Consider the following 13,190-nt stretch of genomic DNA (forward strand, 5'->3'; position numbering starts at 1 on the left):
AGCGATCCCTGCAGCCGCGGACGTAGCCCTTCTGCCTACAGGAAAATGTCCGGCACAAGCTGTTCTTCCGGGGCCCCGAGGCTGTAGGGCCGGAAGTCGTCGACGCCGGCCGCACGCAGCACCTGTTCATCGGTGTAGAAGTTCCCGCTCAAGGGTCCCGCAGCGCCCGCTCCCCCGCTGAGGACGGCATGGGCGGCATCGGCCATGATTTCCGGGCCGCGGGCGGACCGCACGATCCTGTCGCCGCCGGGCATGTTCCGGATGGCGGCGGTGTCGATCAAGGTGCAGGGCCAGAGCGAGTTGACCAGCACGCCGTCGTCCTTCAACTCTTCGGCGAGGCCCAGGGTGGTGAGGCTCATCCCGTACTTGGCCATGGTGTAGGCCAGGTGCATGCCCGCCCATTTGGGATCCAGGTTCAGCGGCGGGGACAAGGTCAGGATGTGCGCGTGCCCGGGATTGCCCGGCGTGGGATTGCCCGGCGCGGAGCGGCGCTGTGCAGACCGGCGGAGGGCGGGCAGCGCGAGTTTGGAGAGCAGGAAGGTGCCCCGGACGTTGATGTCCTGCATGAGGTCGTAGCGCTTCATGTCGACGGCGTCAGTCCGGGACAGGTCGATGGCCGAGGCATTGTTGATGACGGCGTCGATCCCGCCGAAATGTTCGACGGCGGCGGCCACCGCGGCGGCGACGTCCCCGTCGTTCCTGACGTCCCCCACGAGGGCGAGCGCCCTGCCGCCGGCGGCTTCCAGTCGGGCGGCGGCGGTGTGCACGGTGCCCTCCAGCTTGGGGTGGGGCTCTCCGGTCTTGGCCAGGAGCACGATGTTGGCGCCGTCGCGGGCTGCACGCAGGGCAATCGCCAGGCCTATTCCCCTGCTGCCGCCGGACATCAGGAGGGTGCGGCCCTTGAGGGTGCCGGTTGCCCGGTACGGGGTGGCGGCGCGTACTGAAGCGTCGTTGCTTGAGGTCATGGGGACACTGTAGCCGATCCAAGTTACTCGCGGGTAACATTGCTGGATGCTCGACATGGAGACGGAAAATTGTAGGGTTTCTACAGCGGTATCCGGGTTTTGCGTCACTAGACTAGCCAGCAGGGGCCGCATTTTGTACGGATGCTACTTAAGAGCGCATGCCCAGCAATGCAGTGCCAGCGTAAACAGCTACAGAGCCGGAGACACTTGATGAGCCACGATCTGACCACGACGGCGGGAAAGATTGCCGATTTCCGCGACCGCCAGGCCCGTGCGGAACAGCCCTCCGGCCCCGAGGCGATCGAAAAGCAGCACGCCCGTGGCAAGAACACCGCCCGCGAACGGATCGACCTGCTCCTGGACGAAGGCTCGTTCGTCGAGTTCGATGCCCTCGCCGTCCACCGCTCCACCGCGTTCGGCATGGAGAAGAAGAAGCCCCTCGGCGACGGCGTCGTCTCCGGCTACGGCACCGTCGACGGCCGCCTGGTGGCCATCTACAGCCAGGAATTCAGTGTCTACGGCGGATCCCTCAGCCAGGTCAACGGCGAAAAGATCGTCAAGGTCCAGGAGTTCGCCCTCCGCAACGGCTGCCCGATGATCGGCATCAACGATGGCGGCGGCGCCCGCATCCAGGAAGGTGTGGCCTCGCTGGCGATGTTCGCGGATATCTTCCGCAACAACGTCCACTCTTCGGGCGTGATCCCCCAGATCTCCCTGATCATGGGCCCCTGCGCCGGCGGTGCCGCCTACTCCCCCGCCCTCACCGACTACGTAGTGATGGTGGACAAGACCTCCCACATGTTCATCACCGGACCGGACGTGATCAAGACCGTCACCGGCGAGGACGTGGACATGGAAACGCTCGGCGGTGCCCGCCAGCATAACGCCACCACCGGCACCTCCACCTACCTGGCAAGCGACGAAGCCGACGCCATCGAATTCGTCCGCGAACTGCTGGACTTCCTGCCGTCGAACAACCTCTCCGAAGCCCCCGTGCTGGAGCACGAGCAGGAGCTGGAGGTCGACGACGACGACCTCGCCCTGGACACCCTCATTCCGGATTCGGCCAACCAGCCCTACGACATGCGCAAGGTCATCGAGCAGATCGTGGACGACGCGCATTTCCTGGAGATGCAGTCGCTCTACGCCCCGAACGTCATGATCGGCTACGGCCGCGTTGAAGGACACACCGTGGGCATCGTGGCCAACCAGCCCATGCAGTTCGCCGGCACCCTGGACATCGCGGCATCGGAAAAGGCGGCACGCTTCGTGCGCCACTGCGATGCCTTCAACATCCCGATCATCACCCTGGTGGACGTCCCCGGCTTCCTGCCCGGCAAGGACCAGGAATTCCAGGGCATCATCCGCCGCGGCGCCAAGCTGCTCTACGCCTACGCCGAGGCCACCGTCCCGAAGCTGACCGTCATCACCCGCAAGGCCTACGGCGGGGCGTACATCGTGATGGGCTCCAAGAAGCTCGGCGCGGACCTCAACCTCGCCTGGCCCACCGCCCAGATCGGCGTCATGGGTGCCCAGGGCGCCGTCAACATCCTCTACCGCCGCGACCTCGCCGCGGTTGCCGAGACCGGCGGCGACGTCGAAGCCCGCCGTGCGGAGATCATCGAGCAGTACGAAGAGGAACTCCTCAACCCGTACCAGGCGGCGGAGCTGGGCTACGTGGACGCCGTCATCGCGCCGTCCGACACCCGGGTGCAGATCATCAAGGGCCTGCGCGCCCTGCGTGACAAGCGGGCAAGCCTGCCCACCAAGAAACACGGAAACATCCCGCTGTGAGTACCGAACCCATGAACCAGGACCCGGCCAAGCAGGACCCGGCGCCGGAAGCGCCGGAGACGCCCCTGCTTTCGGTGGTCAAGGGAAACCCGACGCCGGAAGAGCTCGCCGCGCTGACCGCCGTCGTCGCTTCGCTTTCGGTACCCGCGGTGCCGGCGCCGGAGAAGCCGAGCGTCCGCCACTGGGTACGGCGCCAGCGGCTCGGCCTGGACCCGACTCCGGGCCCGGGCGCCTGGCGGCGCAGCAAGGGCTGAATGTTCAGCAACCCTTTCAGGAAGCCGTGCCCACGGTTAAGCTCGTCAGGTGACTACTGAAAACACCTCACCGGAACGTTCCCGGACCGCGATCGACGCCGTGGCTGACGCCTACACCGAAACGTACCTGGCGTTGAACCCGAGCCTGGCCACCACCCTCGGCATCCCGGGTCACGAAAGCGAGTACCAGGACTTCTCGCCGGCGGGCGCCGCAGCCTTTGCCGCAGCCGCGCGCGACACCTTGGACAAGCTCTCCGGCCTGGAACCAGCCGACGACTCCGACGTGACCACCCTTGACGCCATGCGGGAGCGCCTGGGCCTGCAACTTGAGTTCCACGCCTCGGGCTGGGACGCGGCGGAACTGAACAACATCGCCTCCCCCGCCCAGGACATCCGCGCCGTTTTCGACCTGATGCCCACAGCCACCGGGCAGGACTGGGAGCACATCGCCGGCCGCGCCGCCAACGTTCCCGGGGCTATCGAGGGCTACATCGCCTCCCTGCGCTCTGCCAAGGACGCCGGAAGGGTGGCGGCCGCCCGCCAAGTGCGGACAGTGATCGAACAGACCAGCAAGTACGCCGCCGAAGACGGCTTCTTTGCCAAGCTCGCCGCGGACGCGGCGATCGACGGCAAGCCGTTGCCTGCGGACCTGCAGGAGAAGCTCGACGCCGGTGCCGCCGTCGCGCGTTCGGCCTATGCGGGACTTGCTGCGTTCCTCGAAGCGGAACTGCTGCCACTCGCCCCCGACAAAGACGCGGTGGGCCGCGAACGCTACGCCCTGGCTTCCCGTACCTTCCTGGGCGCCACAGTGGATCTTGAGGAAACGTACGCGTGGGGGGTCCAGGAACTGCAGCGCATCATCGCCGAGCAGGAGCGCGTGGCGGAAGAGATCAGGCCCGGCGCCACGATCGAAGAAGCCAAGGAGATCCTGAACAACGATCCTGCCCGGCAGATCAAGGGCACCGACGCCCTCCAGGCGTGGATGCAGGAGCTGTCCGACCGGGCCGTGGCCGACCTCTCCGGCGTCCACTTCGACATCCCGGACGTCATGAAGACCCTGGAGTGCAAGATCGCCCCGACCGACGAGGGCGGCATCTACTACACCGGACCGGCGGACGATTTCTCCCGCCCCGGACGCATGTGGTGGTCCGTGCCCGCCGGCGAGGACACCTTCACCACCTGGGCGGAAACAACGACGGTCTTCCACGAGGGTGTGCCAGGCCACCACCTGCAGGTGGCCACTGCCGTCTACCGCCGCGAGCTGCTGAATGACTGGCGCCGCAATATCTGCTGGGTTTCCGGCCACGGCGAAGGCTGGGCCCTGTACGCCGAGAAGCTCATGCTCGAGCTGGGCTACCTGAAGGATCCGGGCGACCACATGGGCATGCTGGACATGCAGCGGATGCGCGCCGCCCGCGTGGTCTTCGACATCGGCGTGCACCTTGAGCTGGAGGTCCCCGAGGCCTGGGGCAGCGGCACGTGGACGCCGGAGAAGGGCTACGACTTCCTCCGTGCCAACCTGCCCATCAGCGAAGGCCAGCTCAAGTTCGAGTTCACCCGCTACCTCGGCTGGCCGGGCCAGGCCCCCTCCTACAAGGTGGGCCAGCGGCTCTGGGAGGAGATCCGCGCCGAGCTGGAAAAACGCGAGGGCTTCGAGCTCAAGGCCTTCCACACTGACGCCCTGAACATCGGATCCGTGGGCCTCGACACCCTCCGCCGGGCGCTGCTCGGCTGAGACATTTGCCACAGCAAGTGGTGGAATAACGTGAGACTTCATTGATGTGGCGGCCATCGCTGGTATCCCAGTGGCGGCCGCCACTTCATCTTTGCCGTCATATTTCTCAACGTCCACTCGCTCTGGTATTCCAATTCCTCCTAGCTTGTTCGGGTGAGCAAAACATCCAACCTTTCGACCGCCCCCGGGAAGACCGCGTCCACGTTCCCCAAGTGGGCCACGTCCTTCGGCGTGCAGATCATCGCCGCCCTCATCGTCGGCCTGGCCCTCGGCCTCATCGCCAAGTACACCGGCAGCACCAAGACCGCTCCCAACGGCCTCGGCGCAACCCTGCAGACCATCGGCTCGAGCTATGTCTCGCTGCTGCAGACCGCCGTCGTCCCGCTGATCTTCACCGCCGTCGTCAGCTCGATCGCCAACCTCCGCCAGGTCTCCAACGCCGCAAAGCTCGCCTGGAACACCCTGCTGTGGTTCGCCATCACCTCCCTGATCGCGGTGCTGATCGGCATCGGGCTGGGCGTTCTCTTCCAGCCGGGCACGGGAACCGGCATCAACAGCCAGGGCGAAGCCCCCGGCAAGGTCGGCAGCTGGTGGGCCTTCCTCACCGGCCTGTTCCCGAAAAACTTCCTGGGCCTCGGCGCAAGCACCACCATCGCCGATGACGCCGTGACCACCGCGGTGAACTTCAACGTGCTGCAGATCCTGGTGATCGCGATCGCCGTCGGCGTGGCCGCCCTCAAGGTGGGCAAGCAGGCCGAACCCTTCCTGACCTTCAACGCCTCCGCTCTCGCCGTGATCCAGAAGGTCCTCTGGTGGATCATCCGGATCGCCCCGCTGGGCACCATCGGCCTGATCGGCAACGCCGTGGCCATCTACGGCTGGGACACCATCGGTTCCCTGGGCAAGTTCACGGTGGCCATCTACGTCGGCCTGGCGCTGGTGCTGTTCGCGGTCTACCCCGTCCTGGTCCGCAGCCACGGCCTGTCCGTGAAGCAGTACTTCTCCGGCGTGTGGCCGGCCGTGCAGCTGGCTTTCGTCTCCCGTTCCTCGATCGGCACCCTGCCGCTCACGCAGCGTGTCACCGAACGGAACCTCGGAGTGCCGAGCGGCTACGCCTCCTTCGCCGTGCCGCTGGGCGCCACCACCAAGATGGACGGCTGCGCCGCGATCTATCCGGCCATCGCCGCGATCTTCGTAGCCCAGTTCTTCGGCATCAACCTGGACTTCAGCCAGTACCTGCTCATCGCCCTCGTTTCGGTGCTGGGCTCGGCCGCCACGGCGGGCACCACCGGCGCCGTGGTGATGCTGACCCTGACGCTGTCCACCCTCGGCCTGCCGCTGGCCGGCGTCGGGCTGCTGCTGTCGATCGATCCGATCCTGGACATGGGCCGCACCGCGGTCAACGTCGCAGGACAGGCCCTCGTGCCCACCATCGTGGCCAGGCGCCAGGGCATCCTGGACGAGGAACTGTACAACGCACCGCGCCACGGCACCGCGTTCGCGGACGAGGCCGACGCTGCTGAGTCCACGGCCCCCGGGTCCGCAACCCCTGCAGCGGACCGCGAGCTCGCCGGCGCCGCATCCTAGGCGCGCCCCAGGGCATGCCGCCAGGGCACGCACCCACCGGATGAATCCCGGGGAATTCCCCGGGATTCGTCCGTTTAAGCAGGCTCCCCGGTAGGCTCGGCGCATGCTGATTGTCACCTCCAACGAAATCCCCGGCCACCGCATCGACGCCGTGTTCGGCGAGGTCATGGGCCTCACTGTCCGGTCGCGCGACATCGGTTCGCAGATGCTTGCCGGATTCCGCTCCCTGGGCGGCGGCGAGCTTCCCGAAATGACCAAGGCCCTCTATGAAAGCCGGCAGGACGTCATGGCCCGCATGGTCAATGAGGCACAGCAACGCGGCGCCAACGCCATCGTGGCCATGCGCTTCGACACTTCGGAAATGGGCACCAACTGGACCGAGGTGTGCGCTTACGGCACCGCCGTCTTCGCCATCCCGCTCAAAGAAGACGAACCCGGGGCAACCGGCCAGTCGATCTACCTGAGCAACACGGCCGGGCAGCAGGCAGGACCACAGCCGACGGCGCCCTGATGCCCGCCTGGAACTTTAACTTGCGCAGAGTGCAAAAATGCACTTAGTGTAAATATGTGCCTGTAACCGCCCCCGCCAACACAGCGTCCCGCCGTGAACTGAACAAGGTCGCCACCCGCCGCGCGATCGCCGACGCCGCACTGGCGCTGCTGCGCAGCAAGGGCGCGGGCAACTTCACCGTGGAAGACATCGCCGCCGAGGCGGGAGTGTCCCGGCGGACGTTCTTCAACTACTTCACCGGCGTCGACGCCGCACTGGCGTCCCTGGCCGACCGCTTCCTCGACAACGTCCTGGAGCAGTTCAGGCTCCGCCCTGCGGATGAACCGGTCCTGGAATCCGCCCGGGCCGCCCTGATGGAACTGGCCGACCCGATGACCGCGGCTCCGATCGCCGAGCTCTTCAGCCTCACGAACTCCAGCCAAGGGCTGGGACGCTGCGAGCTCGAGGCCTGGGAGCACTGCACCGAACAGATCATCGCCGCCGCGCGCGAACGCCTCGGCGAAGCCGCGGACGAACTCCACCTGCGCGCCATGGCCGGCTCGATCATCGCCTGCGGCAAGGCCGCGATGGGCGTCTGGTTCGAAGAACGCGGCGCCGACCTTTCCCCGGAGTCCCTGGCCGTCTTCCGCCAGCACCTCGTCACCGCCGTGGGCCTGCTGGCCTCCGGCTTCAACGCACCCGCCACCGCCTGACCGCGCGGAACCTACCGCCCACCGCCTGACAACCCAGAACAGATCGGCACCACCATGGCTACTTTGCTCTACCGTCTCGGCAAGTTCTCCTATCGCCACCGCTGGCTGGTGATCTCCCTGTGGCTGGCCGTCCTGGTGGCCGTCGGCGGTTCCGCCGCGGCCTTCCACGGCACCATGTCCAACAACTTCCAGATCCCGGGCACCGAGACCCAGCGGATGCTGGACAAGCTCAAGAGGGACCTGCCCGAAGCGTCCGGCGGCTCGGCCGGCATCGTCTTCGAGGCCGGCAGCGGCGGCTTCGACCAGGCCGGCAAGGATGCGGTCGCGTCCGCCTTGGACAAGCTCAAAGAGCTTCCCACGGTGCAGTCCACCGTCAACCCCTTCGACGTGCAGGCCGAACTCGACAAGGCGCCCGCCGCCGTCGAGCAGGGCGAAAAGCAGGCCGCCGCGGGCAACGCCCGACTCGAGCAGGCCCGGGCGCAACTGACCGCCGGGGAGGCCCGGCTCAAGACGGCGGAACAGCAGATGGCGGGTGCCGGAATGCCCGCGGCCGCGATCGACGCGCAGCTTGCCCCGCAGAAGGCCGAGCTCGCCGCCGGGAAGGCAAAGCTCGAGGCCGGCGAGAAGCAGGCGGCCGAGGGTGCGGAAAAGCTCGCGCTGGCGAAGCGGCAGCTTGAGGCGTCCCAAGGCATGCGCTTCGTGTCCGAAGACGGCAAGGCCGCGATCGCCCAGGTCCAGTTCAAGACCTCCATCAACGCCCTGACCCCCGCCGATCGCCAGCAGGTCCAGGACGTCGTCCACGGTGTATCCTCCGCCGGCGTGACGGCCCTGGCCAGCAAGGAAATCACCGAGGACGTCTCCCAACTGTTCGGCATCGCCGAGATCGTCGGCATCGCCGTCGCAGCCCTGGCGCTGATTGTGATGCTCGGGACCCTGATCGCCGCCGGTCTGCCCCTGTTGATGGCCGTTGTGGGTGTCGCGGTTGGCGTGGGCGGCACCTTCGCGCTGACCGGCGTCATCGACATGAGCTCCATCTCCCCCATGCTCGCCCTCATGCTCGGCCTGGCCGTGGGCATCGACTACTCCCTCTTCATCGTCAACCGGCACCGGGGCCAGCTGCTCGCCGGGATGGATCCGGAGGAATCCGCGGCCCTCGCCACCGGCACCTCCGGCAACGCGGTGCTGTTCGCCGGCCTCACGGTGGTCATCGCCCTGGCCGCCCTGGTGGTCCCCGGGCTGCCGTTCCTTGCCGTGATGGGCCTTTCCGCCGCAGCCACGGTGGCTGTCGCCGTCGTCGTCTCGCTCACCCTGACCCCGGCGATGCTGTCGCTGATCGGCCGCCGCCTGATCTCCAAGCGGGCATGGGCGAAGGCTGCGCGGCACAACGCGGAACCGGGCCACGAGGCCGCGGACCGGGCCGCCGACGCGGCCAAGAGCAACCGCGGCTGGGGTGCCCTGGTGACCCGGCACCCCGTGTGGTTCCTGCTCGCCGGGGTCGTGCTGCTCGGCGTCCTGGCGCTGCCGGCCGCCCAGCTGCGGCTGGCGCTGCCCGACGGCGGCTCCGAACCAGTCGACTCGCAGGCCTTCAAGGCCTACGACCTCACCCGCAAGAGCTTCGGCGAAGGCGTCACCGGACCGATCGTCGTCGTCGGCGAACTCCCCGGAGGCCTCAGCGACGCTGCCGCGGTCAACAAACAGCTTGACGTCGCCGCGGAGCTGCGCAGCGTAGACAAGGTGGTGGCCGCCGCGCCGGTTGCCCTGAGCCCTGCCACGGGAAGCGATGGCCACCGCACAGCGGTGTTCCAAGTGATCCCGCAGGACGGACCGGCCAGCGAGAGCACCGTCCAGGTGGTCTCCGAACTCCGGGCCAAGGGCAGCGATATCAAGGCCGACACCGGCGTCACCATCGGCCTGACCGGCCAGACGGCCGGCAACGTGGACGTCTCCGGCAAACTCGGCGCGGCCTTGCCGCCCTACCTGGCAATCGTCGTCGGCCTGTCCGTGATCCTGCTGCTGCTGGTGTTCCGTTCGCTGGTGGTCCCGCTGCTGGCCACCGGCGGATTCCTGCTCTCGCTCGCCGCGGCGTTCGGCGCCGTAGTGGCCGTGTACCAGTGGGGCTGGCTGGGACCCGTGTTCGACGTGGCCAACCCGGGCGCGGTGCTGAGCTTCCTGCCGATCATCCTCATCGGCGTCCTGTTCGGCCTGGCGATGGACTACCAGGTCTTCATCACCTCGGGCATGCGGGAATCGTTCATGCACGGCGAGAGTGCCAGGCCGGCCGTACGCAGCGGTTTCAGCCATGCCGCCGCCGTGGTCACCGCCGCCGCGATCATCATGGTCAGCGTGTTCGCGGGCTTCATCTTCTCCCACCTGACCATGGTGCGGCCGCTCGGATTCGCGATGGCGTTCGGTGTACTGGTGGACGCGTTCGTGGTCCGCATGACGATCCTGCCCGCCGCCATGTACCTGCTGGGCGGGAAGGCCTGGTGGCTGCCGCGCTGGCTGGACCGCGTCCTGCCGGACGTCGACGTCGAAGGTGCCTCGCTCGAGCGGACCGGTGCCCGGGTGAGCGCCGCGGACGACGCCGGGGAAGCGAAGGAACCGGTGGCCTGAGCGGCGCTGCTGCCTGACCTGGCCCGGCCCACGCGGCCCTCGACGCGCCGCCGGATCAGGAGGAGGATTAAAGGGCAGTCACCAGAAGGAGGCCTGTGATGTGCTACGGGTACAGCAAGGATTTCCGTTGGGACACCAAGAAAGATGCCTCACGGGAAACCGAGGAGCACAAGGAACCACACGTTGACGCGAAGGGCACGTTCTGGGCCTTCCCGCGCCGGCGCCGCGATTTCACCACCCCGCGGGAACCGGTCATCGATCGCACGCGCGAGAGGGTTTAGCCCCTGAAATGGAAGGAACGTCCCCACCGGGCGTTCCTTCCATTCGTTTCGCTGGTCGTTTCCGCTGGCGCATCCGCCGCGGCCCGGCAGCGGATAACCTTGAACGCGTGACCCGACTTATCCTGGCCTCCCAGTCCCCCGCCCGCACCAAGCTCCTCACCGAGGCCGGCATCCGGCACGAAGTCCTCGTCTCCGACGTCGACGAGGAAGCAATCCAGGCGCACTACGGGGTCACCGACCCGCACGACACCGCCCTGCTGCTCGCCCGTGCCAAGGCCGAAGCGGTCGCGGCACTGCCCGAAGCCGAAGGCGCCTTGGTGATCGGCTGCGATTCGGTCTTCGAGTTCGACGGCGAAGCGCACGGCAAGCCGTACACCGCCGAGGTCGCCAGGGAGCGGATGCTGCGGATGAGCGGCTCCTCCGGCGTGCTGCACACAGGGCACTGGCTGGTGGACTGCCGGGACACGGCCGCCGACGTCGAGGACGGGGAACGCGCCGACGGTACCGGGGCGACCCTCGGCGCCGTTTCCAGCGCCGAAGTGCATTTCACGCCGATGAGCGAGGCGGAGGTGGACGCCTACATCGCCACGGGCGAGCCGCTGCACTGCGCCGGCTCCTTCACCATCGACGGACTGGGCGGGGCGTTCATCCGCAAGGTCGACGGCGACCCGCACGCCGTCGTCGGGCTGTCCGTCTCCACGCTGCGCGAGCTGCTTGGCCAGGCACAGGTGCGCATCACTGAGCTGTGGGCAAGCGACGGGGACTGCGCCGTTTTGTAGTAAACCTACAAAGAGGAGGCGCCGCACGCACGGATTCCCCCATCAACATGGGCGGAACCCTCACAATCACGCTAGTCTCCTTTGAGGACAGAAGGAGTCAAGTTGACAGCACAGCCGGCGCAGCCCGTTTCCAACCCGATCACCAAGGTACTGGTGGCCAACCGCGGTGAGATCGCGGTACGCATTATCCGTGCAGCCCGCGACGAAGGCCTCGCCTCCGTTGCTGTCTACGCTGACCCGGACCGGGATGCACTGCACGTCCGGCTGGCAGATGAGGCCTACGCCCTGGGCGGAAACACCGCCGCCGAGTCGTACCTCGTCATCGACAAGCTGATCGACGTCGCCAAGCAATCCGGAGCCGACGCAATCCATCCCGGCTACGGCTTCCTCGCCGAGAACGCCGAATTCGCCGGCCGCGTGATCGAGGCGGGCATTACCTGGATCGGCCCCTCCCCCGAAGCCATCGACGCCCTTGGCGACAAGGCGAAGGCCAAGCACATCGCCCTGGCTGCCGGCGCTCCGCTGGCACCCGGCCTCAAGGACCCGGTCAAGGACGCCGACGAGATCGTCGCCTTCGCCCAGGAGTACGGCCTGCCGGTGGCCATCAAGGCCGTCTACGGTGGCGGCGGCCGCGGACTCAAGGTCGCCCGCACCCTGGAAGAGATCCCCGAACTCTACGAATCCGCGGTCCGCGAAGCGTTGGCCGCCTTCGGACGCGGCGAGTGCCTCGTGGAGAAGTTCCTGGACTCACCCCGCCACGTCGAAACCCAGTGCCTGGCCGACGCCCACGGCAACGTCGTCGTCGTCTCCACCCGTGACTGCTCCCTGCAGCGCCGCAACCAGAAGCTCGTGGAGGAAGCCCCGGCGCCGTTCCTCTCCGAAGAGCAAAACCGCCGCCTGTATGAAGCGTCCAAGGCCATCCTGAAGGAGGCCGGCTACCTCGGTGCGGGCACCTGCGAGTTCCTGGTCGGCCAGGACGGCACCATCTCCTTCCTCGAAGTCAACACCCGCCTGCAGGTTGAGCACTGTGTCTCCGAGGAGGTCACCGGGATCGACCTCGTCCGCGAGCAGTTCCGCCTGGCCCGCGGCGAAGAACTCGGCTACGGCGACCCCGAAGTCCGCGGCCACTCCTTCGAATTCCGCATCAACGGCGAGGACGCCGGCCGCAACTTCATGCCCGCCCCCGGCACGGTGGAGACCCTCCGTTACCCCACTGGCCCGGGCATCCGCGTGGACTCCGGGATCCAGGCCGGCGAGGTGATCAGCGGCAACTTCGACTCCATGCTGGCCAAGCTGGTGGTCACCGGTTCCAGCCGGAAGCAGGCCCTCGAACGCTCGCGCCGCGCCTTGGCCGAGCTGGAAATTACGGGCATGCCCACGGTGACCCCCTTCCACCGCACGGTGGTCTCCGACCCTGCCTTCGCTCCCGAGGAGGGCCCGTTCTCGGTCCACACCCGCTGGATCGAGACCGAGTTCGTCAACGACATCCCCGCATGGTCGGGTGCTGTGTCCGCTGAAGCCCCCGACGCCGGTGAGCGCCGGCGCTTCGTCGTCGAGGTCGGCGGCAAGCGCCTTGAGGTCGCCCTCCCGGCTGGCCTCGGAGCCGCGTCCTTGAACGGCGCCTCGCCGAAGGCGGGCAAGTCCAAGAAGCGTGCCCGCGGCGCCGCTGCGTCCGCGGCCGCTTCGGGCGGAAACGCGCTGACCTCCCCGATGCAGGGAACCATCGTGAAGGTGGCCGTGGCCGACGGCGACGTGGTGGCCGAAGGCGACCTGATCGTGGTGCTCGAAGCCATGAAGATGGAGCAGCCGCTCACCGCCCACCGCGCAGGCACCATCCACGGCCTGGTTTCCCAGGCAGGCGAGACAGTGTCCGCCGGAGCCGTCATCGCCACGATCGAAGATTAGTCCGCGAGGGCCCCGGAGGGCGCAGCGAAGTTTGGATGAAAAGGCTCCGGCCCCGCACCGTGTGGTGCGGGGCC

11 protein-coding genes are annotated in these 13,190 nt (G+C 67.6%); 10 read left to right on the top strand and 1 reads right to left on the bottom strand.

Going from position 1 to position 13,190, the window contains the following annotated elements:
- Positions 1-35: 35 nt before the first annotated feature.
- Complete coding sequence (locus tag DWV11_RS05360) at positions 36-965, bottom strand: SDR family oxidoreductase (RefSeq protein ID WP_115787857.1); 930 nt, start codon at positions 963-965, stop codon at positions 36-38.
- Positions 966-1,175: 210 nt separating this feature from the next.
- On the opposite strand from DWV11_RS05360, the gene DWV11_RS05365 reads away from it, so the two are divergent.
- The 10 genes from DWV11_RS05365 (at position 1,176) to DWV11_RS05410 (ending at position 13,116) form a co-directional block, all read left to right on the top strand.
- Entirely contained in the window at positions 1,176-2,759 is a 1,584-nt protein-coding gene (locus tag DWV11_RS05365) for an acyl-CoA carboxylase subunit beta (RefSeq protein ID WP_115787858.1), read from the top strand.
- Positions 2,760-2,770: 11 nt separating this feature from the next.
- On the top strand, positions 2,771-3,013 hold the full coding sequence (locus DWV11_RS05370; protein ID WP_115787869.1) for an acyl-CoA carboxylase subunit epsilon: 243 nt from the start codon (positions 2,771-2,773) through the stop codon (positions 3,011-3,013).
- 49 nt (positions 3,014-3,062) lie between these two features.
- Positions 3,063-4,748, top strand: a complete 1,686-nt coding sequence (locus tag DWV11_RS05375) for a DUF885 domain-containing protein (protein ID WP_115787859.1) — start codon at positions 3,063-3,065, stop codon at positions 4,746-4,748.
- A 153-nt stretch (positions 4,749-4,901) separates the two neighbouring features.
- Positions 4,902-6,335: a dicarboxylate/amino acid:cation symporter gene (locus DWV11_RS05380; RefSeq protein ID WP_115787860.1), complete on the top strand. Its 1,434-nt coding sequence runs from the start codon at positions 4,902-4,904 to the stop codon at positions 6,333-6,335.
- 103 nt (positions 6,336-6,438) lie between these two features.
- Positions 6,439-6,846 (top strand): YbjQ family protein, encoded by a 408-nt coding sequence (locus DWV11_RS05385; RefSeq protein WP_115787861.1) that lies wholly within the window; start codon positions 6,439-6,441, stop codon positions 6,844-6,846.
- A 56-nt stretch (positions 6,847-6,902) separates the two neighbouring features.
- Positions 6,903-7,538, top strand: a complete 636-nt coding sequence (locus DWV11_RS05390) for a TetR/AcrR family transcriptional regulator (protein WP_115787862.1) — start codon at positions 6,903-6,905, stop codon at positions 7,536-7,538.
- A gap of 54 nt (positions 7,539-7,592) precedes the next feature.
- Positions 7,593-10,151, top strand: a complete 2,559-nt coding sequence (locus tag DWV11_RS05395; RefSeq protein ID WP_115787863.1) for an MMPL family transporter — start codon at positions 7,593-7,595, stop codon at positions 10,149-10,151.
- Between the two features lie 98 nt (positions 10,152-10,249).
- Complete coding sequence (locus tag DWV11_RS05400; protein ID WP_115787864.1) at positions 10,250-10,432, top strand: hypothetical protein; 183 nt, start codon at positions 10,250-10,252, stop codon at positions 10,430-10,432.
- 107 nt (positions 10,433-10,539) lie between these two features.
- Positions 10,540-11,211, top strand: a complete 672-nt coding sequence (locus tag DWV11_RS05405; protein WP_115787865.1) for a Maf family protein — start codon at positions 10,540-10,542, stop codon at positions 11,209-11,211.
- 102 nt (positions 11,212-11,313) lie between these two features.
- Positions 11,314-13,116: an acetyl/propionyl/methylcrotonyl-CoA carboxylase subunit alpha gene (locus DWV11_RS05410; RefSeq protein ID WP_115787866.1), complete on the top strand. Its 1,803-nt coding sequence runs from the start codon at positions 11,314-11,316 to the stop codon at positions 13,114-13,116.
- The last annotated feature ends 74 nt before the right edge of the window (positions 13,117-13,190 follow it).

It is taken from the genome of Arthrobacter silvisoli, assembly GCF_003369445.1.
Taxonomy (GTDB): domain Bacteria; phylum Actinomycetota; class Actinomycetes; order Actinomycetales; family Micrococcaceae; genus Arthrobacter; species Arthrobacter silvisoli.